Source organism: Pseudoalteromonas sp. BSi20429 (assembly GCF_000238895.1).
Taxonomy (GTDB): domain Bacteria; phylum Pseudomonadota; class Gammaproteobacteria; order Enterobacterales; family Alteromonadaceae; genus Pseudoalteromonas; species Pseudoalteromonas arctica.
This window is the reverse complement of the sequence record NZ_BADV01000030.1, coordinates 1-22,267: the sequence shown is the minus strand read 5'-3', so window position 1 is coordinate 22,267 and position 22,267 is coordinate 1. Positions and strand designations below refer to the sequence as shown.

Annotated in this window: 17 protein-coding genes; 3 read left to right on the top strand and 14 right to left on the bottom strand. The window is 39.7% G+C overall.

Translation table 11 applies throughout. From position 1 onward, the window contains the following. Together P20429_RS20105 and P20429_RS19330 are read right to left on the bottom strand one after the other, a co-directional pair. Positions 1–493 (bottom strand): hypothetical protein (locus P20429_RS20105; protein WP_202799303.1); only part of this gene is annotated, 493 nt, incomplete at its 3' end. 82 nt (positions 494–575) lie between these two features. Then, positions 576–1,034 carry a hypothetical protein gene (locus tag P20429_RS19330; RefSeq protein ID WP_033026540.1) on the bottom strand — a complete coding sequence of 153 codons (459 nt, stop codon included), beginning with the start codon at positions 1,032–1,034 and terminating at the stop codon, positions 576–578. A 237-nt stretch (positions 1,035–1,271) separates the two neighbouring features. Between P20429_RS19330 and P20429_RS12975 the strand changes: the two genes are divergently transcribed. Further along, the gene (locus tag P20429_RS12975) at positions 1,272–2,234 is read left to right on the top strand and encodes an integron integrase (protein ID WP_007582026.1); all 963 of its coding nucleotides are present in this window, start codon (positions 1,272–1,274) and stop codon (positions 2,232–2,234) included. Positions 2,235–2,421: 187 nt separating this feature from the next. Here P20429_RS12975 and P20429_RS12980 read toward each other — a convergent pair whose 3' ends face one another. The 5 genes from P20429_RS12980 to P20429_RS13000 form a co-directional block, all read right to left on the bottom strand. Beyond that, positions 2,422–4,677, bottom strand: coding sequence for an acyl-CoA dehydrogenase (locus tag P20429_RS12980; RefSeq protein WP_007582025.1), 2,256 nt, complete (start codon positions 4,675–4,677; stop codon positions 2,422–2,424). A gap of 339 nt (positions 4,678–5,016) precedes the next feature. Further along, positions 5,017–6,045, bottom strand: coding sequence for a zinc-binding dehydrogenase (locus P20429_RS12985; protein ID WP_007582024.1), 1,029 nt, complete (start codon positions 6,043–6,045; stop codon positions 5,017–5,019). Between the two features lie 10 nt (positions 6,046–6,055). After that, positions 6,056–7,468 carry a TolC family protein gene (locus P20429_RS12990; RefSeq protein ID WP_007582023.1) on the bottom strand — a complete coding sequence of 471 codons (1,413 nt, stop codon included), beginning with the start codon at positions 7,466–7,468 and terminating at the stop codon, positions 6,056–6,058. Further along, complete coding sequence (locus tag P20429_RS12995; protein WP_007582022.1) at positions 7,461–10,613, bottom strand: efflux RND transporter permease subunit; 3,153 nt, start codon at positions 10,611–10,613, stop codon at positions 7,461–7,463. Before P20429_RS12995 ends, P20429_RS12990 begins: the two co-directional genes overlap by 8 nt. A gap of 9 nt (positions 10,614–10,622) precedes the next feature. Further along, positions 10,623–11,792, bottom strand: a complete 1,170-nt coding sequence (locus P20429_RS13000; protein ID WP_007582021.1) for an efflux RND transporter periplasmic adaptor subunit — start codon at positions 11,790–11,792, stop codon at positions 10,623–10,625. 119 nt (positions 11,793–11,911) lie between these two features. On the opposite strand from P20429_RS13000, the gene P20429_RS13005 reads away from it, so the two are divergent. Continuing rightward, the gene (locus P20429_RS13005; protein ID WP_007582020.1) at positions 11,912–12,850 is read left to right on the top strand and encodes a LysR family transcriptional regulator; all 939 of its coding nucleotides are present in this window, start codon (positions 11,912–11,914) and stop codon (positions 12,848–12,850) included. A 10-nt stretch (positions 12,851–12,860) separates the two neighbouring features. Here the strand turns inward: P20429_RS13005 and P20429_RS19325 are convergent, their stop codons facing one another. The 7 genes from P20429_RS19325 to P20429_RS13035 all read right to left on the bottom strand — a co-directional run bounded on the left by P20429_RS19325 (position 12,861) and on the right by P20429_RS13035 (position 20,782). Continuing rightward, positions 12,861–13,898 carry a GGDEF domain-containing protein gene (locus P20429_RS19325; RefSeq protein ID WP_024593166.1) on the bottom strand — a complete coding sequence of 346 codons (1,038 nt, stop codon included), beginning with the start codon at positions 13,896–13,898 and terminating at the stop codon, positions 12,861–12,863. A 169-nt stretch (positions 13,899–14,067) separates the two neighbouring features. Next, positions 14,068–15,039 (bottom strand): GTP 3',8-cyclase MoaA, encoded by a 972-nt coding sequence (moaA, locus tag P20429_RS13010; protein ID WP_007582018.1) that lies wholly within the window; start codon positions 15,037–15,039, stop codon positions 14,068–14,070. A gap of 186 nt (positions 15,040–15,225) precedes the next feature. After that, the gene (locus P20429_RS13015; protein WP_007582017.1) at positions 15,226–17,517 is read right to left on the bottom strand and encodes a xanthine dehydrogenase family protein molybdopterin-binding subunit; all 2,292 of its coding nucleotides are present in this window, start codon (positions 17,515–17,517) and stop codon (positions 15,226–15,228) included. Positions 17,518–17,529: 12 nt separating this feature from the next. Then, positions 17,530–18,018, bottom strand: coding sequence for a (2Fe-2S)-binding protein (locus P20429_RS13020; RefSeq protein WP_007582016.1), 489 nt, complete (start codon positions 18,016–18,018; stop codon positions 17,530–17,532). 199 nt (positions 18,019–18,217) lie between these two features. Then, positions 18,218–18,811, bottom strand: a complete 594-nt coding sequence (locus tag P20429_RS13025) for a nucleotidyltransferase family protein (protein ID WP_007582015.1) — start codon at positions 18,809–18,811, stop codon at positions 18,218–18,220. Next, complete coding sequence (locus tag P20429_RS13030; protein WP_007582014.1) at positions 18,805–19,833, bottom strand: XdhC family protein; 1,029 nt, start codon at positions 19,831–19,833, stop codon at positions 18,805–18,807. Before P20429_RS13030 ends, P20429_RS13025 begins: the two co-directional genes overlap by 7 nt. Before the next feature lie 85 nt (positions 19,834–19,918). Beyond that, entirely contained in the window at positions 19,919–20,782 is an 864-nt protein-coding gene (locus P20429_RS13035) for a DUF6279 family lipoprotein (protein ID WP_007582013.1), read from the bottom strand. 687 nt (positions 20,783–21,469) lie between these two features. Here P20429_RS13035 and P20429_RS13040 point away from each other — a divergent pair. Further along, the gene (locus P20429_RS13040; protein ID WP_007582012.1) at positions 21,470–22,195 is read left to right on the top strand and encodes a tetratricopeptide repeat protein; all 726 of its coding nucleotides are present in this window, start codon (positions 21,470–21,472) and stop codon (positions 22,193–22,195) included. Positions 22,196–22,267: the final 72 nt, after the last annotated feature.

The window sequence follows — 22,267 nt, the reverse complement described above, 5'->3', positions numbered from 1 at the left end:
CCTTATTTACACAAGGGTATCCGAGTAAGCCATATGAAACTTTACAAGCTTTAATTATCTCTTCTCGCCTTTTTTCTTTAGACCAGCCATTAATATGCTCACAATACCATTCGTCTTCATAAATAGTATATTCTGCAAATGACTCAGGATAATCTAAAAACACATTAGCATCATATATCTTTGAAGCTCCGATTTCTGGAGTAATAATACCCCTAATAACTTCATGCGCTAATATTTTAGCGTAACCTTCAACAGCTTCTTCAGAGTTAGGAACGCTTAGATCCAACTCCGATATTACAAGACCAAAATATTCATCAACTTCAAATTCATTTAGTGGATTTAACAAAGAAGCCAAAACACAAAGGTTTTCGGTTTCTACCCCTTGTTCAAGTAAACTCATAGCCCAATTGATTTTAAGTTCACTACCACCGGCTGTCATTGCAATCAAACCGAAAGCTTTAATTGTTTCTAATTTTTGAGCAGGAGTCAGCATAATTTTCTTGAGGCCTAACGCCTCACTAAGAGGCAAATAATGGTTGGCTAAAATAAGCGACGAAGGAGCAAGTAGCCAACTGTTATTTGTCCTGCTTTAGTGACTTGTTAGCAAGCTTTTGTAATGAATACTCACCATTAAATCGGTACGGTTCCCACCTAGTTGGAATAGAGCTAGAGCCTTCATATCTAGGTAATTTAAGCATTAATACCATTTTATTCCCTTTAAACTCAATTTTTCCTTTGAGGTCTGACTGATAAAGAATTCCCAGTATCTCAGTTTTTTCGAACATATCAATTTCACTAAAAAAAACTATACCTTCAATTTTTGGAACGGAAAAATAAGTATCATGGCTATTAACATGTTTACGCAGATCGAAAGGAGCATGCAAATTTCCACGATATGAAGATGTATAGCTAGTTTTAATTTCATACTTTCCTGGTGCTATTTCCATTGCATAAGCATCAAAACTTGGCACTTCTTTATAGGAAGAGCACGAAGATAGAAAAACAATAATTAAGACTACGAAAGTTTGACGCATATTCCCTGCTTGCTAACAATTTTGTCTACGACATTTGTCGTTTTATAAACCGACAAATGTCCATATATTACAATGCATTTATCTTAACCATCAAATAAACACCTGTAAACAATTAGTTAACTGAAAATTATTTTTAATCAGTGCGAAAATGTACCGAAATGGTGGAGATCAGTAATATTGGACAAAACAACAAGCACTGTCTATATATACAGTTAACTTTAGCTAGAGATTCATATCATGAAATCACCTTTTTTAACTATGATAGCCGAACAAATGTATCTAAAGCGTTATGCTAAAAGTACCGTTAAAGCGTATTTATACTGGATAGCTTCGTTTATTCGCTTTAACTCTATGAGGCACCCAACAACGATGGGAGACAATGAGGTCGAACTTTTTTTAAACCACCTTGTCAACCAACAAAATGTTGCTCCTAACACTCAAGCGCAAGCCTTAAATGCGTTGAGCTTTTTATTTAAAGAAGTGATTAAAAAGCCACTCTCATTATCATTAGGTTTTATTAAGAGCAAACGAGCAACTAAACTACCGGTAGTTTTAACGCAGCAAGAAATAAATAATTTTTTTAAAGTGTGCTCTGCAAAGCATTATTTACCCTGTGGATTACTTTATGGTAGCGGTATGCGCTTAATGGAGGTACTGCGTTTACGGATACACGATATTGACTTTGACTATAACTGCATTCGAATTTGGGATGGCAAAGGAGGCAAAAATCGTGTTGTAACGCTTGCAGTAGAGCTCACACCGCAATTACGTTCTCAAATACAATTAGTTGATAGTTACCTGCAATTAGATTTGAAAAACCCCTTGTATAGCGGCGCTTACATGCCTCATTTATTACGTAAAAAATATCCAAACCACAATAGACAGCTGGGCTGGCAATATTTATTTTCATCACATAAATTAAGTCTTGATCCTGAGAGTAAGCAATTAAGGCGCCATCATATTGATGAAAAGCAATTACAACGCGCTGTTAAAAAAGCCGCTTTTGATGCAAATATTAATAAACACGTTACGCCACATACTTTGCGCCATTCATTTGCTACGCACTTACTGCAAAGCGGCGCTGATATTCGTACAGTACAAACACAGCTAGGTCACAGTGATGTGCGTACTACGCAAATATATACCCATGTATTGCAGCAAGGTGCTAACGGGGTTGTTAGCCCTTTTTCAAGATTATAAACGTCCCTCTTTAATCCTCTACAGATACATATTCACTTTCAAACCAATACCGTCATCTATTTCCATTTTAAAAACATAAAAAAGCCCCGCTTGTTTTTACACAAGCGGGGCTCCACACTAATGACTTTCAAAAATAAAAGCGCCGATACTGCGGGCGCTTTGCATTATTGAATTTAATTACTTTAACTTACTGATTAACTACGCTTTTAAGCGGGTTAATCGGCTGTGCGTTATCGTCTAGTAGGTTCATATCAAAATCGAACTCATCTACACGAATCGCTTTTTCACGTTTGATGTTGTAATCAATTAACTGAACGTGTTCAGCTTGTGTGATTACGTTTGCCGCTAGTGCGTTATCAAGCGTAATGTTAAAGCGTATACCTGGTTTAATTACTTTAGCACGTAATGCTTTTTTAACTTTAGCCAGCTCGCCAAGTGATGCCATTTTAGCTTTGTAAGCTTGCTCATTAATATGATGGCCATCGCCCACTACTGGTTTAACTAAATGCGTGATTTGCGCTTTAAATGCAGTATCAAGCTGAGCTTGCTTAGCTAGTTCGCGGATTAAGTCATCGCTAATTTTTGGCATTTTAGTTGAGTAGTTCATTGTAATGAAACGAATAAACTTACGAGTACCACTTGCAGGGAAGTTATCTAAAAACTTATGCAATGCTTCTTCAGCACTTTGTAGTGCAAAACGAGTCGCGTAATGGAAATACGGCGCTGCTTGCTCACGGTCACTACTTGATACTTTTTGCTCGTAGTATTTAATTGATGCCATAGCTGCATATAAGAAGCTCATTACATCGCCTAAACGTGCCGATAGCATTTCTGCTTGTTTTAACTTACCGCCAAGTACCAATAACGAAAAGTCTGCATATACCGCTAATTTAGCTGATAATTTATGAACAGCTTTTTCGTAGTCGCGTACTTCTGGTAAATCAGAGTTTGCACTTGCTGTAAATGGTAAAACACCTAAGCGGAAAGCACGTAAGCTGTTTGCTGTGCTGTAACCAATTGTTTTGCGTAAAATGCCGTTAAATTCTTTATCTGCGCCTTTATCTTCACTATGGATAGATTCAACCATAGATTGTAAATATGGATGACAACGCATAACACCTTGACCAAAGATCATCAGGTTACGAGTAAGAATGTTCGCGCCTTCTACGGTAATGGCAATCGGCTGAGCAACATAACCACTTGCTAAGGTATTTTGTGGACCGTTTTGAATCGCTTTACCCGCTTGAATATCCATTGCTGAATCAAGCACGTCGCGACCAAGCTCTGTCATGTGGTATTTAGCGATTGCAGTTACTACTGATGGTTTTAAGCCCATGCCTAAGCCTTCAGTTGTAAGTACGCGCATTGCTTCTTGTAGGTATGTTTTACCTGCAATGTCAGCTAGTTTTTCTTGAATACCTTCAAACTGGCCAATGGCTAAACCGAACTGTTCACGCACTGCTGCGTATTCAGATGCTGATTTAAATGCAACTTGTGCTGTACTAACACCTAGCGCAGGTAATGAAATACCACGGCCAGCACCTAAACAGCTAACCAGCATTTGCCAACCACGGCCGATATTTTTTTGCCCGCCAATAACAAAGTCCATTGGTACAAATACTTTGTTACCACGTGTAGTACCGTTGTAAAAACGAATACCCATTGGGTCGTGACGATTACCAAGCTCTACACCTGGGTGCTCTTTTGGAATAAGTGCACAAGTAATACCTAAGCTTTCTTTGCCACCTAATAAACCATCAGGGTCCATTACTTTAAAGGCTAAACCAAGTACAGTAGCAATAGGTGCAAGCGTTATGTAGCGTTTGTCCCATGTGATCTCAAGGCCAAGTACTTCTTCGCCGTTGTACATGCCTTTAGTTACTGTACCAATGTCTGGAATGCCACCAGCATCAGAACCCGCTTCTGGGCTTGTTAATGCAAAACATGGAATGTCTGTACCATTTGCTAGGCGTGGTAAGTAATGTGCTTGTTGTTCTTGCGTACCAAAGTGAAGTAATAACTCACCTGGGCCTAACGAGTTAGGAACCATTACGGTTACCGCAACTGCTGAGCTTTTAGTCGCAATTGTGCCAACAATAGTAGAATTTGCATAAGGGCTAAACTCTAAACCACCAAACGACTTAGGAATGATAAGCGAGAAAAAACGCTCTTTTTTCAAGAATTCTAAGATGTCATTTGGTAGATGAATGCCGTTTTGAATCACTGAATCGTCAATCATGCCCAATAACTCTTTTACTGGGCCGTCTAAGAATGCTTGCTCGTCTGCGCTTAATGTAGCTGCAGGTACGTCGCGCAATGCGCTGAAATCAGGCTTACCTTGGTAGATAGAACCTTCAAGCCATACATCACCCGCGTCTAGCGCTTCTTGTTCTGTTATAGAAATACTTGGTAATACTTTTTTTAGTTTTGTACGTAAACTCATGATTGAACTCATCCGACCAGCTAAATAATAACTACATTACGTCATAAAAAATCGTTTAGATCAATTACTCTATTCAATTAATTAACAGTTTTTTCAACTTATTTTCTTTACCTGAACGTAAACTGTTGAAACACAAAGGCTTACAGTTGTACGCTGAAAAAAAGTATTTTAGCTAAAATGATGAATAAAACAGCAAAAGCGCTAGCGCTGTATCTATTTTTTTATGGGCATAAAAAAACGCAGCACAAATAGGCTACGTTTTTATTCAATTTGTAGAGGCTACATTATCAGTTAATCTAGCTAAAACTACCTAAATTTAAATCAAATTGTATAAGTGCTTCACTTAGTAACTTTAACAACTTGCTTGCCGGTAAAACCACCCGCAAGTTGTTTATTAAGCGCTTGCGATACCGAGTCAGCACTAAAATCTACGGGCGTTATTTCTGGGTGTTTAATGTCGCCACTAACAGCGCCTTCAAGTAACAAGTTGCCCATAAAACTCAAACGTTGTTGTGCACATAAACTATTAGCAAGCCATGCACCACCAATCGATACAACGCTAATATTGGGCGCTCGGTGATACATTAAGTCTTGATCAAAACAAGGTAGCGGATTTAAGCAGGCAATACGTCCGCAAAAACGCATTAACTCAATATTACGCTGAGTACACTCACCACCAATCGTATCAATAACCGCATCAAAGCCTTGTGGGCCAAGTTCTCTGCGGATTTTTTCGCATAGCTTTTTATCGCTATAGTCAAAAACCACATCAGCGCCTAGCTGCTTAACCAACTTATGGTTACGCTTTGATGCCGTGGTAAATACATCTGCACCACGCTGTTTTGCATATTGAATAGCAAACTGCCCTACCGCTCCGGCTCCGCCTTCAATAAAAATAGTATCGCCTTCACTAATGCCTATTTTATCTAAGCTAATAAGTGCTGCCATACCGGCGCATGGAAGCGTTGCTGCAATGGCCGGATTTAAACCGCTTGGCACAACCGACACTGCAAAGTTAGGTACCTTGGTGTATTCGCTCAAAGCACCTTGCTCACCAATGTTGGCATGCCACATAACGCGCTGGCCAACATTTGGAAACACACCTTTATTAGCTTTAACCACAACACCTACGGCATCTAAGCCTAAAATGTGTGGATACTGCCATTTACAAAAGCCTGTTTTAGCAAATTGACCATCAACTGGATTTAAACCAACGTACTCTACTTTTACAAGCAGCTCGTTATCTGCACAAATAGGAACAGGCAGCTCAGCATCCGCTAAGTCAATTGCTTCATTTGGTTCTGGCAGTACAATAGCGCGCATTGTTTGCGGGATAATGTATTCATGTAAATTTTCAGTATTTGGCATCAATATAACTCTACTTATTAGTGTCGTTTAACGCATAACTCCATTGGCCATTAAATGACTGGTAAGCATTTATTTTGGCAAGCAGTGAAGAAATTGTTGTTTCAACAGCATTTTCTTGTGCTATTAAAACATCCTGGCGCGCATCTAACAACTCAAGGTAAGGAATTTGACCTTCTTCGTACATTGCTTGTGCTTGTAAAAATGCTTTATTAGCAAAGTCATAGCGCTCATCGGCAAAGCGTTTTTGCTGTGCTTGATTGACCAACAATTGCAGTGAAAGTTCACTTTCACTTAGTGCAGTTAATACTACTTGTTGATAATCGCTGTAAGCGGCTTCACTTAAAAACTGCTGCGCGTCGCGCTGTGCTAATAATGCTGGGTAGCTTAATAACGACCATTGCAATTGCGGCGCTACTTGCCACTGTTGGTCGGTATTTTTTAAGCCTGTGCTATCTATACTCACAACCCCTGCAAATGCAGATAAGCTAATATCGGGTAATAACGCTTTACTCGCTGCAACGCTTAAACTATTTGCTTGGCTAAAGTCAAACAGTGCACGGCTAATATCTGGACGTAAGGCAATGGCATTATTAGCGTTTTTTAGTGCTACGCTAAAGTCACGTTCAAGCACACCTTGCTCGTTTTCAATAGCAATATTTTGCGCTAACTTACCGCTTAGTACTGCAAGAGCAGATAAATCGCTGTATTTTGCATACTCAATAGCAGGCATTAATGCTTGTTGCTGCCTAAGCTGCGCCATAGTACGGTTTAAATCAAGCTCGTTAGCGACACCTTCATCAACTCGTGCTTGCAAAACGTCAATACTTTGCTCAAGGGCTTCTATTTGAAGCGCTACAATGTGTTGTTTTTCAACATTACCCTGATAGCTCACAAAGCCTTTAACAACTGACGATACTACTTCAATTTGCAGTAAACGTACTTGCTCTGCTTGGCTCATGGCCGATGCATTTGCAGCATCAACCAACGCCGTTATGCGACCAAATAAATCTAGCTGCCAATCAAGTGCAACGTTTGCACTTGATTGGCGGTCAAACACGCTTGGTGCATCGCTTCGAGCTGCGCCAACATTTACGCCACCTTGCGGAAGGTACTGGGCTTTTTGCTCTCCTAATCGCGCTAATGCGCTTTTAAGTGTTAGCTGGCTTGTTTGCAAATTATAGTTATTTGCAAGCGCGCCAGTAACAAGCTCATTTAGTTGATCAGAATTAAGCTTTTTCCACCAGTTTGTTTCATCAGCAACGCTAACGTTACTTGCAATATTAGCTTTAGCGACAAATTCGTTAACGGCTTTTTGCTCGCTCATGGTGTCTATTTTACTCGCGCACCCTGCTAAAAACGCAGCAACTAATACTGCACTGACAGTTAGACTTGTTTTAAGTCTTTTTTGCATTAATTTAGTCATGAGTATTCTCCTGCGCTTTCTCTTTTTTGTTAGTCACTAGCATATAAAATACCGGCGTGAATAATAGACCAAACACGGTTACACCTATCATCCCTGAGAATACTGCGTTACCCATTGCGTGTCGCATTTCGGCGCCCGCACCGGTGGCAAGTACTAACGGTACAACACCTGCAGTAAATGCAATTGAGGTCATTAATATTGGGCGCAAACGCATACGACATGCCTCAAGTATTGCCTCTAAGTGCGATAAGCCTGAGTCGTGTCTATCTTTTGCAAACTCAACCATCAATATCGCATTTTTAGAAGCCAACGCAACCAGAACTATGAGCGCTATTTGGGTGAATATGTTGTTGTCAGAGCCGACAAACCACACACCTAACAAGGCTGAGAAAATAGTCATTGGTACAATTAATATAATTGCCAGTGGTAAACGTAAGCTCTCGTACTGCGCTGCAAGTACCATAAATACAAGTAATACAACTAACGGGAATACATAAACCATGGTGTTACCGGCAAGTACTTGTTGGTACGTTACTTCAGTCCACTCATATTCAATACCTGTTGGTAGTGTGTCTGCGAGTACTTTTTCAATAGCAACTTGTGCTTGATCAGAACTATAACCTGGCGCTGGGCTGCCATTTAGTTCTGCACTTGGGTAACCGTTGTAATGCATAACACGGTCAGGACCAATTGTTGGAGTTACTGTTAATACAGAGCCTAGTGGCACCATATTACCTGAGCGGTTACGTACTTTTAAATTAAGTATTTGATCAGGGTCTAAGCGATAGTCAGCATCGGCCTGTGCATTTACTTGGTACGTACGGCCAAACATATTAAAGTCATTTACGTACACAGAACCTAAGTAAATTTGCAGTGCATTAAATACTTCATCAAGTGGAATACCTTGAATAAGCGCTTGCTCACGGTCAATATCAATATCCATTTGTGGAACTTGGATACGGAAACTTGAGTACAGGCCCATTAATGCTGGGTCTTGTTGCGCTTTAGTAATTACGGCTTGCAGACTATTAAATAGTGCTTCAAATCCTTTATTAGCTCTGTCCTCTATTTGCAGTTTAAAACCACCGGTAGTCCCTAAACCTTGAATTGGCGGCGGTGGAAATACCGCTACAAATGCCTCATCAATGGCGGCAAAACGTTTATTCAACTGCGCCGCTATCGCCATCGCTGATTGGCTTGGGTCGGTACGTTTATCAAAGCTCTCAAGTGGTGTAAATACGATGCCGCTGTTAGGGCTATTCGTAAAACCGTTCACTGATAAGCCAGGAAAAGCAACAGTATGTGCAACGCCTGGTACTTCTAATGCAATTTGCTGCATTTGAGCAAGTACGTCTTCAGTACGATCAAGGCTTGATGCGTCAGGTAACTGCGCAATAGCCACTAAATACTGTTTATCTTGCTGTGGAATAAAGCCACCTGGTACGGTATCAAATAACTTAATTGTGCCGCCAACAAGTGCAATGTAAGCCACCATTACAACAACGGTCATACGAATTAGTTTTTGTACCAGCTTTTCGTAACCTTTAGCACCACGATTAAATACGCGGTTAAATGGTTTAAACAACCAACGACCAAACAATTTATTAAGTAAACGCGTAAATGCATCTGGTTTTGCATCATGCGATTTTAATAACAATGCAGCAAGCGCAGGCGATAACGTTAATGAGTTAAACGCTGAGATAATCGTCGAAATTGTAATTGTAAGCGCAAATTGCTTATAAAACTGACCTGATAAACCGGTAATAAACGCAGTAGGAATAAATACAGCACTTAGTACTAGCGCAATGGCAATAATAGGCCCTGTTACTTCACTCATTGCAACGCGGGTTGCTTCAAGTGGCGATAAGCCTTTTTCAATATTACGCTCTACGTTTTCAACAACTACAATCGCATCATCTACAACAATACCTATGGCCAATACTAAGCCAAACAACGACAAGGTATTAATTGAGACACCTAACCACTGCATTACGGCAAACGTACCAATGAGTGAAATAGGCACAGCAATTAGCGGAATAATTGATGCACGCCACGTTTGTAAAAATACAATAACAACAATAACTACCAGTACAATTGCTTCAAGCAACGTTGCAATTACCGCGTCAATTGAGCCGCGAACAAATACCGTAGGATCGTACACAATGTCGTATTCAACACCGGTAGGAAAATCTTTAGATAAGCGCGCCATTGTTTCACGTACTTGATCAGAAAGCTCAATAGCGTTTGAACCTGGGCGTTGAAATATTGGCATTGCAAGTGCTGGTTGGTTATCAAGCTCAGCACGCAGTGCGTAAGTGTCTTGGCCTAAATCAACACGGGCTATATCAGATAAACGCGTTAACTGACCTTCGTCGCCTACTTTAATAATAACTTGTTCAAATTCTTCAATACTGTTTAAACGACCTTTAACGTTTAACAATATTTGAAATTGACTGTCGTTTGAAATTGGTTGCGCACCTAAGCTACCTGCAGCAACTTGCTGGTTTTGCGAGCGAAGTGCTGTTACTACATCTGTTGCTGTTAATTCGCGTGCAGCAAGTGCATCTGGGTTTAGCCATACTCGCATTGAGTATTTACCAGCACCAAACATGCGAATATCACCTACGCCTGGTAAGCGCGCAATTTCATCTTTAATGTTTAAATCAGCATAGTTAGATAAGTAAGCTGTATCGTGCGTTTTTTCAGGTGAGTATAAATGCACTACCATGGTTAAATCTGGTGATGACTTTTCAGCCACAACACCTAAACGTTGTACTTCTTCAGGCAAACGCGGAAGTGCACTGTTTACACGGTTTTGTACTTGTACTTGAGCACGGTCTAAATCGGTACCTAACGCAAAGGTTACCGTTAGTGTCATGCGGCCATCACTGGTACCTTGCGAAAACATATATAGCATGTTTTCAGTGCCGTTAATTTCTTGCTCCAGCGGTGTTGCCACTGTTTGCGCAATAACGGTAGGGTTAGCACCCGGGTAGTTGGCGGTAACAACTACAGTTGGAGGAACTACTTCTGGGTATTCACTTACTGGTAATTGGAATAGTGATATACCACCAGCAATTAAAATAACCAATGACAGCATGGCCGCAAATATTGGACGCTGTATAAAGAAATGCGAAAATTTCATCAATAAACCTTATTGCTTAGCCACAAGTTGTGCGTTGTCATTTAACAATGTAAATGCCACACCACTTGTATCAATTGTTACTGTTTGCGGAGAGATTGGCATACCAGGGCCTACGCGAGCTGGGCCATTTATAGCAATAACATCACCTTCGTTAAGGCCCGATGTAACCGCACGTAATGCACCGTAACGCTCACCAGTAGTGATAAGTTTGTATTCAAGTACGTTGTTTTCGCCAACCGTTAATACAAAACGATTTTTTAAGTCGGTACCAATTGCACGTTCTGGGATAATAATAGCGTCGCTAATAGAATTGGCTGCAAGCTTGATACGTGCAAACGAGCCTGCGCGTAATTGGTTGCTGTCTTCATTAAATACCGCACGTACACGTAATGTGCCCGTTGATGAATTAATTTGGTTGTCGATAAAGTTAATGTAGCCTTTGTATGCAAAATCGCTTTGACCGACTTTTTGCATTACAACAGTTTGATGGCTCGCAGCAGTAACATCATTAAAAGAGCTATTCCATGTGCGCTCATCAACATCAAAGTAAGCGTACATAGCTTGGTTTGAGACAATCGATGTTAATACGCTTTGACCCGCAAGTATGTTATTACCTTTAGTAATATTTGCGCGAGAAATAATGCCATCAATTGGTGATACTACTGACGTAAACTCTAAATCAAGCTCTGCTGAAGTAAGTTGTGCTTGAAGTGCAGAAAGCTGTGCTTCGCGTTGGCGCAGTGTTGAAGTACGCGCTTGTGCTTGCTCAGTTGAGATTGCCTTGCGGTCTAATAAGCGTACCGCACGTTTGTCTTCACTTTTAGCTTGCTCTAAGGCAGCTTCTGCACTGTTGATTTGCGCTTTTAAGCTAGCAACCACAGCAGCAAATGGACGAGCATCTAATTGAAATAAAACATCGCCTTCTTTAACCACGTCACCTTCTTTAAATTCAATGCTATCGATGATTCCTGATACACGCGGCATTAAGGCAACTTCTTGTGGAGACTCTAAACGAGTTGTATATGTGTGCCAGCTTTGTACCGGCTTAACAAGCACCTGTGCTACATCAATTGGTTGAAGTTGCTGTGCAGGTGCTGATTGAGCTGTGCTCTCATCAGCACAACCCGCAAGTGTTAAAGATGCCGCAGTAAGTGCAGCAGCAATTAGATGTTTGTTCATGAAGACGCTCCATTGTTGATTAGCCTCGCATAATACGGATTAAACCCGTGTGTAAAAACCATAGATTTTTAAATTCATTAATGCCAAAATGGCATCAATAGATTAGTTAAGGTGTAATAATGGATACAACAAGTCGACTTTTAATGTTACTTGAAGTGGTTGAGCAAGGCTCTTTTGCAAAAGCTGCAGAAATCCGCAACATAGATCGCTCTGTTATATCTAAACAAATTAGCCGTTTAGAGGATGAGTTAGGCGTTAGGTTACTTAACCGAACCACGCGTTCATTTTCGCTCACAGCGGCGGGTGCCGAAATGATCAAAAAAGCCGCTGAGCTTAGAGAGCTGCTTGGCGAAACCGTACGCATGGCTGAAAACTACCATTTAGAACCGCGTGGCGTATTAAAAATCACTTCATCAACACTTATTGGTCGTCGTTATTTACAACCTGTACTTAATGATTTTCAAAAACGCTTTCCTCAAGTAGAAGTTGAGCTGCGTTTAGACGATAGATTAGTAGATATAGTCTCTGAAGGATTTGATTTGGCTTTTCGTGTAGGTGAGCCTAAAGATTCGTCACTTATTGCACGTAAAATAGCGCGTAACCGATTATTAATTTTAGCTGCACCGCAGTTTATTGAAACTTACGGTATGCCAAAAACAATCGAAGAGTTAGCGCAATTACCAGCAGCAAGCTATGCCAGTAATTCTATTCGAGTAGAAACCATAGATTACTACGATAGTAAGGGTGAACGCTGCGAGCAAAAAATAAAAAGTGTGTTTCGTGCTAATGATGCCGAGTCATTGTTAATGAAAACATTATCGGGAACAACTTACTTTGTCGCCCCTGCATTTATTATTGGTGATGAAATAATACAAGGTAAGCTAGTGCCTTTATTGACCGATGTAAAACTGATGGAGTTTAGTGCGATGTATGCCGTATATCCGCACCGAGATTTACCAGTGAGGACCCGGTTGTTTTTTGATGCTGTGCGCGAGCATTTAGGAAAAGATAAACCGATTTGGGAAAATGGGATCCCCAACTTTGAGCAAATGTATTAAGTAACCCTGCTTAAGCAACTACCGTTTCGTAGTCATGTTCTTTTTTAAACTTACAATACACTTTATTGCGACCAAATTGTTTTGCTTTGTATAACTGTTTATCTGCTTGGTTTACAAAGCTTTCCAATGAATTAGTACTTTTAAATTTTGCAACACCAATACTGGTTGTAACATTAATTGCAAGGCCGTCAATGTCAAATGTGGTATTTTCAAAGCGTGCTCTTATTTGTTCAGCGGTATTAAGTGCAGCCTCTTCATTTGCAAAAGAGCTAAATAAAGCAAACTCTTCACCGCCTACTCTAAATACATACCCTCTACCAAGCACAACTCTTAGTAAAGTGGCCACTTCGATAAGTACTTGGTCACCGACACCATGGCCATGCTCATCATTTATCTGCTTAAAAAAGTCTAAATCGAGTAAAAACAAATATAACTGTGACTTATCTTGTAGTTCAACTTCAAAATAGTGGTTCATTGAAAGGCGATTACCTGCACCCGTTAACGGATCAAGTAACGCTAAATTTTTAAGCCGCTTTGAAAAATGTGAGCGGCTCCCTTCAAAAACATGAGAAATCGCCCAAATACTTAAATAAGCACAGAGTAGATTAAGGGATAAGTTAAAAGTTTCAAAGGGGGCAAGTGTAGACTTACTCCCTAAAATAAACACTTGGATAACTAATAAATTTGCAGAGAAAATTACACCATATTGTTTACCTAATAAAAGGTAGTACAAAATAGGTAGTGCAAACGACCATACAAATACACCATTACGAGGCGATGCTAAGGATGTACCTAAAATAACAATTAGCGTTATAAGTACACACATTATTAAGGATTGCCAAAACTGTAGTGGACGGCGTATAAGTGAAATATAAGTAAATATACAATAAATAGAAAAACAGATTTCGATGTAGCCAAGCAATGGAAAGTTATTTACGGTTAAATTAAATCCCGCAAATCCTACCGATAAAAAACCAAAACAAAGACACATCCCTCTCAGGACGTCCTTTCTTAATGATTTAGTGCTATTAAGAGCCGCGATATCCATTCTAATCACTTAATAAAAATAAAAAGTAAGTTTAACGTGAAAATACAATTTAACAAGCTTTGTTGATATAAAACCATGTAGATACAACCAGTTATTTACATTTTAGGGATAATGTAGTGTATTTCAGAAACACGTTTGATGCTTTAATATCACTAAGTGGCTTTAACAACTAGCCACCTAACATGGATAAATTAGTAGTAATACCTGTATTACCTTGGTGTAAAAGGTGAGTTGGCTTTTTGGTTTTAATATAACGAGATAACAATGCCATTAATTCGCTGTTTGAACTGTCGTTCATATATTCTCTTAGCGAAATACCCTCTTCAGAAAACAAACACAAGTGCAGATTCCCTTTTGCTGTAACCCTTAATCGGTTACAGGTACTACAAAAGTCGTTGCTGTAAGGCATGATCAAACCAATTCTGCCTTGATAATCAGGATGAGCAAACTCTTGGGCAGGACCTGCTGATGCACTACGCGCAACTTGCTGCCAACCCGTTTGTAATAACTGAGTTTTTAAAACTTGCCCAGAAACATGGTTAGCATCAAAAAAGGCTTTGTTGTCGTTTGTTTGCATCAATTCTATAAAGCGGATGGTAACGGGACGGTGTTTAACCCAATTTAAAAATGTATCAAACTCTTTTGCGTTGTATTGCTTCATCAGCACGCTGTTTATTTTTACCGAATCAATACCCGTTTCAAGCGCAGTATCAATGCCTTTCATTACTGAGGTAAATTTGTCATGCCCAGTAATGGTGTTAAACATGCGCGAATCTAAACTATCAATGCTTACATTAATGGCGTTTAAGCCTGCATCTACCCAGTCATGAATATTCTTATGAAGAGAAAAACCATTGGTAGTCATTGCAATTTTTTTTATGCCCGCGACATCTTTTGCCGCTCGAACAACATCTATAAAATCTTTTCTAAGGGTTGGCTCTCCGCCAGTGATCCTTACTTTTTCAATACCATGGTGTGCAAACGCTTTAAGCGTGTTGCTAATTTCATCAATTGTGAGAAAGCCACGGTCATGACCGCCCTGATAACCATCTGGTAAACAATAAACACACTTAAAATTACATACATCAGTAATAGACAAACGTAAGTAACTAAACTCTCGCCCTGTTGGGTCGATTAGCATAAATAAACCTTAACTAATATCAACAAGTAATAACAACCTAATACCAATTTGCAATAATACTTAATCATTTAATTAAGCAAATTGGTAAAAACAACGCTACTTATTGATACATAAATAATAATTACATAAATATATTTAATAACTTAAAGGGGCAGCATAAAGCATACCCCTTAAGTTATTTTTGTTTTACGCTTCTAAGCCTTTTTTAAGTTCGCTTGGCTTCATTGGTAGGTCACGTAAACGCACGCCTACTGCATTAAACACAGCATTACCAATAGCAGGAGCAACCCCTATAACGCCAGGTTCGCCTAAACCAACTGGAAACTCATCACTTTGTAAAAATTCAATGTCAATATCTGGCACATCTTGCATTCTTAGTGGTAAATAAGTATTAAAGTTAGTCGCTGATACTTGCCCATCTTTATACGTATTTGATTCATGCAATGCAAGGCTGCTGCCCCATAGTAACGACCCTTCAATTTGCGCCAGTGCGCCATCTGGGTGAACTATTAAGCCCGCATCTACAACAACATAGAGCTTTTTGAGCGTTATTTTACCACTATCACGGTTAACATGAACATGCGCTGCGGTTGCAAGCCATGCTGGCATAGTACGTTCTTGCCCTGAGCTTACAGAAAAACCAATGCCCTCATCTTTAGCTAATTTAACAGAAGCTACTTTGTCAGACACCGTTTTAAGCACATTACGTAAGCGCAGTGCTCCACCAACGCTCTCAGGTGCTTTACCCGCTTGCTTGCCTTTACCGTCTAACATTTCAATTCTAAATTGAACTGGATCTTTGCCTTGCTTATGGGCAATTTCATCAATAAACGACTCAAGACTCCATGCAATCCAACCTGGCCCTACTGAACGTAACCAACCTGGAGTAAAGGTGCTTTGTGCAACTTCGTTATTAATAGCGCGTGCACGATGACTGCTCATGCTATACCAATGATCAGCGCCCGATGCCGAAAATGCATCAAATTTACCTTTGCCATCAACACCCGGTGATAAAAACCCTGGTGCCATAGCTTTAGTAGGCCAACCTGCAGCAAATGCATGCTCTAAACCAGTAAAAGTACCGTTTTTATCAAACGACGCCGTCATTTTTGCAGCAGATGCAGAACGAGACTGATCGAATAAACTATCGTCTGCTCGTGTAAATACCAGCTTTACTGGTTTACCTACTGCTTTTGCAGTTAGAGCTGCAGGTACAGTCCAATCACCAAATAATCGACGACCAAAACCACCACCTAAATAATAAGGACGAATAATTACTTTGTTTTGTTCTATTTCAAGTGCTTTAGCAAGCGCAGGTAACGTAAGTGACTGCCATTGGTTACCAGTATGAATAATCCAATTTCCGTCTTTAAATTCTGCAACCGCATTTAATGGCTCTAGCTGATAATGACTTGCTGTCGCTGTGGTATACATTGATTCTAACGACTCACTGGCGTCTGCTTGAGTTTTCTTTATATCGCCTTGATCAACAAATAAAGTACCCGAGTCGCGTTGCTCGCATAATCGCTTACCTTCTTTTTGAATATCAGCTTCAGATATATTTGCTGACTCACCCTTTTTGTAACTCACCTTTAAAGCATCTACTGCTTTAATGGCACTTGGGTAACTATCAGCTAATACAACAACCCAGCCTTGCACTGTGTTACTAGGGTCATTTAAAATTTCATAGCCTTTGTAACCTTTAATAGCTTTTGCTGCACTATCGTCAACGTTTGTTACTGTGCTGCCATAACGGGTTGGCGGTATTACTGGTCGCGCGTACAGCATGCCTTCAACTTCTACATCTATCCCATATACTGCGGTACCATTTGTTTTGGCTGGTATATCAAGCGCTTTAAAGTCTTGTTTAAGCCCAGTTAAATGACGTTTATTAGCAGGTTTTAGTGGAAGGTTTGCAACTTCATCACTGGTAAATGTACGATTAAACTCGCCTTTTTTAACTATGTCAGCGTAACTAACCGATTTTTCGCCTGCAATAATATAGCCCTTTTCAGCACGACATTTGTCTGCAGGCACGCCGAGCATTTTAGCTCCGGCTTCTATTAATGCAATTCGACCCGCAGCGCCGGCTTGAGATAATGGCTTGAAGCTTTGAAATACAGACCACGAACCACCCGTTACCATAAAGCCCCATTTTTCATGGGTATCTACGTAGGTAATTGTTACTTTATCCCAATCACATTCAAGCTCATCAGCCACAATGCGCGCAAGAGCAGTACCAATATGTTGACCCATTTCAGCTTTTGCAATACTTACTTCTACGGCGCCGTCGGTGCTCATAGTCCACCAAATGGTGGGTGAGAAAGCCTGTTGCGCAATTGATTCTTTTGCACTGACCGAACCCGAAAATAACGCAGGGGCAAACGCCATGACTAAACCTGCGCTAGCAGTGCCAATCATAAACGAGCGACGATTTAAATTAACGGTTTCGCTATTTTTTTGAAATAATTTTTTCATTATCGGCTCCAGTTAAGCGTCTTGTGCATTTGGATCAAATATATTTACTACACTTTGTGACTCATCTGCAGCGCGTTGAATAGCAGTTTTAATACGTTTATAAGCCATACAGCGACAATAGTTACCATTCATATGGCTTACTATTTCTTCATCTGAAGGACTTGGGTTAGCTGCTAGTAATGTAGCAGCTTGCATTATTTGCCCCGACTGACAGTAACCGCACTGTGGTACTTGCTCTTCAACCCATGCTTTTTGAAGTGGGTGTTCGTTATTAAGTCCTTCAATTGTGGTAATGTTTTTTCCTGCAATTGCGCCAATTGGTAAAACACATGAGCGAGTTGCTTGCCCATCTAAATGCACCGTACACGCACCACACATTGCAATACCGCAACCAAACTTCGTACCTTTTAATCCAATTTCATCGCGAATAACCCATAACAATGGTGTATCTTCACTTGCGTGTGATTCAACCACCTTGCCATTAATTGTAAACGTCACCATAGCTTGCCCCTTGATTAAGCTTTATAACCCGTGTTTAAATTATTTAATCTAAACGCAGGTTATAACAGTTAAGATTGTTGTAACTACTAATCCATAACACATATAGTTACCGCATCAGCTACATTAACAGCTAAATACCATAACCACTGCACTAAAGCGTTAGCGCAGCTAAAACTTATTTTGCCCTACTACTATTTTTTCACTCATTTTTAGCTATAAAATTACTTAGCTGCTTTTGAGTATCTATGTCTAAACTCGCACTACGTAAACTAATTGTATTGACTACTTCACTGCTGGAGCGCAGTAATTGCTGTGCACCTCTATCTGAAGTTAAGCTTGCAAGCTGAGATAAATCAACCGCTGGGAATATAGCGGGTACACCTAAACGCTCGCCATAGTTTGCGCACCAGCGCGATGGATTACGTGTAAAACCAGTAACTAGCTCACTTAAGTGCGCTACTTTTAGCTCAACCTGATCCGCGAGCATAAATAAAATCCCATCAAAGGACTTATTTTTAAACACTGTTTGAGAAGCTATCGCGATTGAATTACCTAAACCTTGGCTCCATTGCTTGTTCTCAATGAGCTCTATGTTTTTATAACCTGCCAGTGCTTGTGATACTTCTTTATGCCATGCCCCGGTAACTACATACACCGGCGTGTCATCAAGTGCTTGAAGTGTATTTACTGCATGCTCAATCATTGTTTTGCCAAACCCAATATCAGCCGTTAATTTACAGCCGTTAAAGCGAGATGATTGACCTGCGGCTAAAACAACTTTTGCAATTAGCACGCCTCTTGCCCCCAATGGCTTAGCGATTGGGCATTTTTTTCACACAGCACTGCATGTATTTCGCTGATCAGCGATAGTGCAATACTCTCTGGCGAGTCGCCGCCTAAATTTAAACCGACAGGCCCAAAAACAGGAGACTTTATTTGTGAAACACGCGTATTTGCGTGCTCTAAAACTTGTTCACGTCTGTGCTTAGGACCCAATAACCCTATGTATTTAAATGGAACATCTTTAAATTGAGCCAACGTACTGGCGTCAAGTTCAACGCTGTGAGCCATTAAAATAGCAGCATCTACTTTATTAGTTATGCAATATTCTTTTAACTCACTCGGTGTGGAGCGCAAAATAGCATCTGCATTTTTAAAGTATTGCCTTTTTGCATTGGCAGCGCGTGTATCCCATACAGTTACACTCCAACCAAGTTGTTTGGCAAATGTATAAACCGGAACTGCATCTGCGCCACCACCCACTATTAATAAATGAGGCGGCGGATAAATAGAAGTTTGCAAGCACGTAGCGCCTTGTAATTCTACCAACTGCGCTTTGCGGTTCATTGATAAACCATGTAACTCATCATTTTGCGTAAATACACCACTGCCGGCTGGCAAAATGGGGCTTACTTGTTGAAGGTATCGCCCTGGTTTATTCTCATTAAGTGCTTTAGATACAAGCTCTAACTGTAAATAGTCATTAGCCTTATGAATAGGCTGCAGTAAAATATGTACTATGCCCCCACAACCAATGCCAAGTTGAAATGTTAAATCGTCTTCATCGGTGGCATCATAACTAATGGTTTTACTGGTTAAAGTACTCATTACTTGTTTAGCGTGGCGCTGTATGTCAGCTTCTAAACAGCCTCCCGAAAGCATCCCCAAGCGCTCGCCTAGGCTCGAAATAAGCATCATAGCCCCTAGTTTTCTGTAGCTAGAGCCTTCAATTTTGTACAAAGTAGCTAAAACCCATTCTTGGTTGTCCCTATTGAGATACCAAGTGTTTAAGATACTTTTCAAATCTGTAACCATATATTGCCCTTTAAAAAGCATTTTTTGCGTTTAAAAACAAACCAGCCTAAACAGCTAATTTAAAACTTAATAATTCACGCACAATTTAGTTTTCTATTATATCGTTTAAGGTCTCAATTAACTCATCAAATTGATCATTAACGCTTTGGCGTTGTTTATCGTTTAGAGTTAGGTTTAATTCGTAGAGTAAATTTATATATAAATTTAAGTTTGCTTCATTGCTTTTCAATAGTGCGTCGCTCATATAAAGTTCGCGCTCTTCAATAACCGTACTTAACTGATTTATAAATTCTTTTTTTGTAATTTCAGCATTTGTGAATACCTGTTTGGCTGCATTCAAACGGTTTTGCTTGTACTCTAACCACAGCGCTCCTGAGTCTTGATGTTGTTCATTAGTTGATTTAATCAGTGCTTTTTGTTGTTTATTAAGCTTGCCTATCCACTGCTCGTAGTATTCAAATTGCTCTTCCAAACGCTCACTTTTTCGCTCAAGCGGGGTTTGTTCGTTAAATTCTTCGCGTTCGTCGTTAATTTTTATTTGGATATTGTCTAAAAGCTCACCTCTTTGCTCACTTGATAAGGTTGCTCCAAGCTCAGCTAAAGGCAGTTTTGCGTACCCAAGTAGGTTCTGCCAATGTTGTTTTGCAAGCACAACCTGTGTTTTTAATTGTTTAGCCTCCAATGTTTGGTTAAACAATACTTTTATATTTTGTATGTCTTGTCTGTAGGCGGGTAACTGGGTAGTTCGGTGCCAATTTTGTGTTGTTGTAATTATGTTTTTTAGCTGTGTATTTTGCTTTTTATTTAAATCAACATAATCGTCAACCCAAAACGATGAAAGCCAACTCAAATTATTGTAAGTAAAAGATGCCGAACAACTACATAAAAACAACATACTTACAGCAAGGCATATCTGTTTTAGTTTTTTTGCTTTGAAATTATTAAGCATAACCTTCTCTATTATTTAGATTGTGGCAAAGCTCAAAACTCATTTGATAATAATTATCATTTAAGTATTGACTTGCATTTAGATCTAACTGATAATCGTTCGCACAAACACAGTGTAACGACCTCAGTGCCTACGGAAGAAAATTCAGCAAGGATGCTGACACATTAAAAGAAGAGCGTGCCGCTTCGTGTTATTACTTACTCGACCCAAGTAATAACATCAAATATCACATTTACTTGCTACATTGCTCATATTAGTGACGGTTAATATGACTCAAAAAAGCCCTAACGGGCTTTTTTTATTTCTTTAAATTTTCTATAAAATCTGTATCTTACACTTCTTAAACTCGTTTACTTACCTTAAAAGTCCACCGCGCTATTATTTACATTTTATACGCACGATCTGATAAGGTATCGCCTTGCGTTTGCGCTAAAGCTGGCGTAAAACATAACAGTAGACACCCTTTTTTGCATCTATTTATAATAACCGATTTAGTCTCTACTTAAATGCATTGAGTATTAAACGTTTAAAATGCGTAAATAGTGCAAAAATTTAATAATTTAGCATTTAACTAAAGTCTGTTTACCTTTCGGGATTAAAACTTGTTCTATTTAGGCGCTATTTAATCGCGGCAAGATATACTGGCCCTAAAACCTATCGTAACTATTACTAATTGGAGACATTAATATGTCACAGTTTAATTTGAAAGCACTCGTTCTTGCTGGCGTTTTACTTGCCAGCCCTTTCGCTCATGCAACATTAGAAGATGGCATAAGAGCAGCTAACGAAGGTGAATTTGCAGTCGCCCTAAAAGAATTTCAATACCTTGCCGATAAAGGTTTTGCACCAGGAATATACGAACTAGCTAAATTATACGAAGGTGGATACGGTGTAACACGCGATTACCGCAAAGCAGCTGCGCTTTATCAACAAGGCGTTAAAAAGAACCACCCGGATTCAATGTTTGCGTTAGCTGTTTTATACGACGAAGGTAAAGGCGTAAAGCTTGATCACCAAATGGCTGTTACCTTATTTGAAAAAGCAGCCAATAAAAACCTGCCTGCGGCTCAGTTTAATTTAGGTGTAATGTATTCCAATGGCGTGGGCGTTACGCGAGATTATGAAGCGGCACGCAACTGGTACGAAAAAGCAGCTGCAAACAATTACTCTTTAGCACAATTCAATTTAGCCCTCATGTATTTTGAAGGGCTAGGTATGCCAAAAGATTTAGAAAAGTCATACATTTGGAATACTATCGCTGAGTACAACGGCAATATGCAAGCGAGTCATAGCCGCAAACTTGATGAGCGTAAAATGCTGCCTAAAGAAATTGAAGAAGCTAAAGAAAAAGCCGATGCCATTTATGCAAAAATACAAGTGGGTACTTATGCTGGCGAAGGTCGCTTATTTTAAAGTTTAAGACTCTTAAGAGTTTAAGGCCTTAACCTTAGTTTGAAACTAATCTAAAAAAGGCTGAATTACATA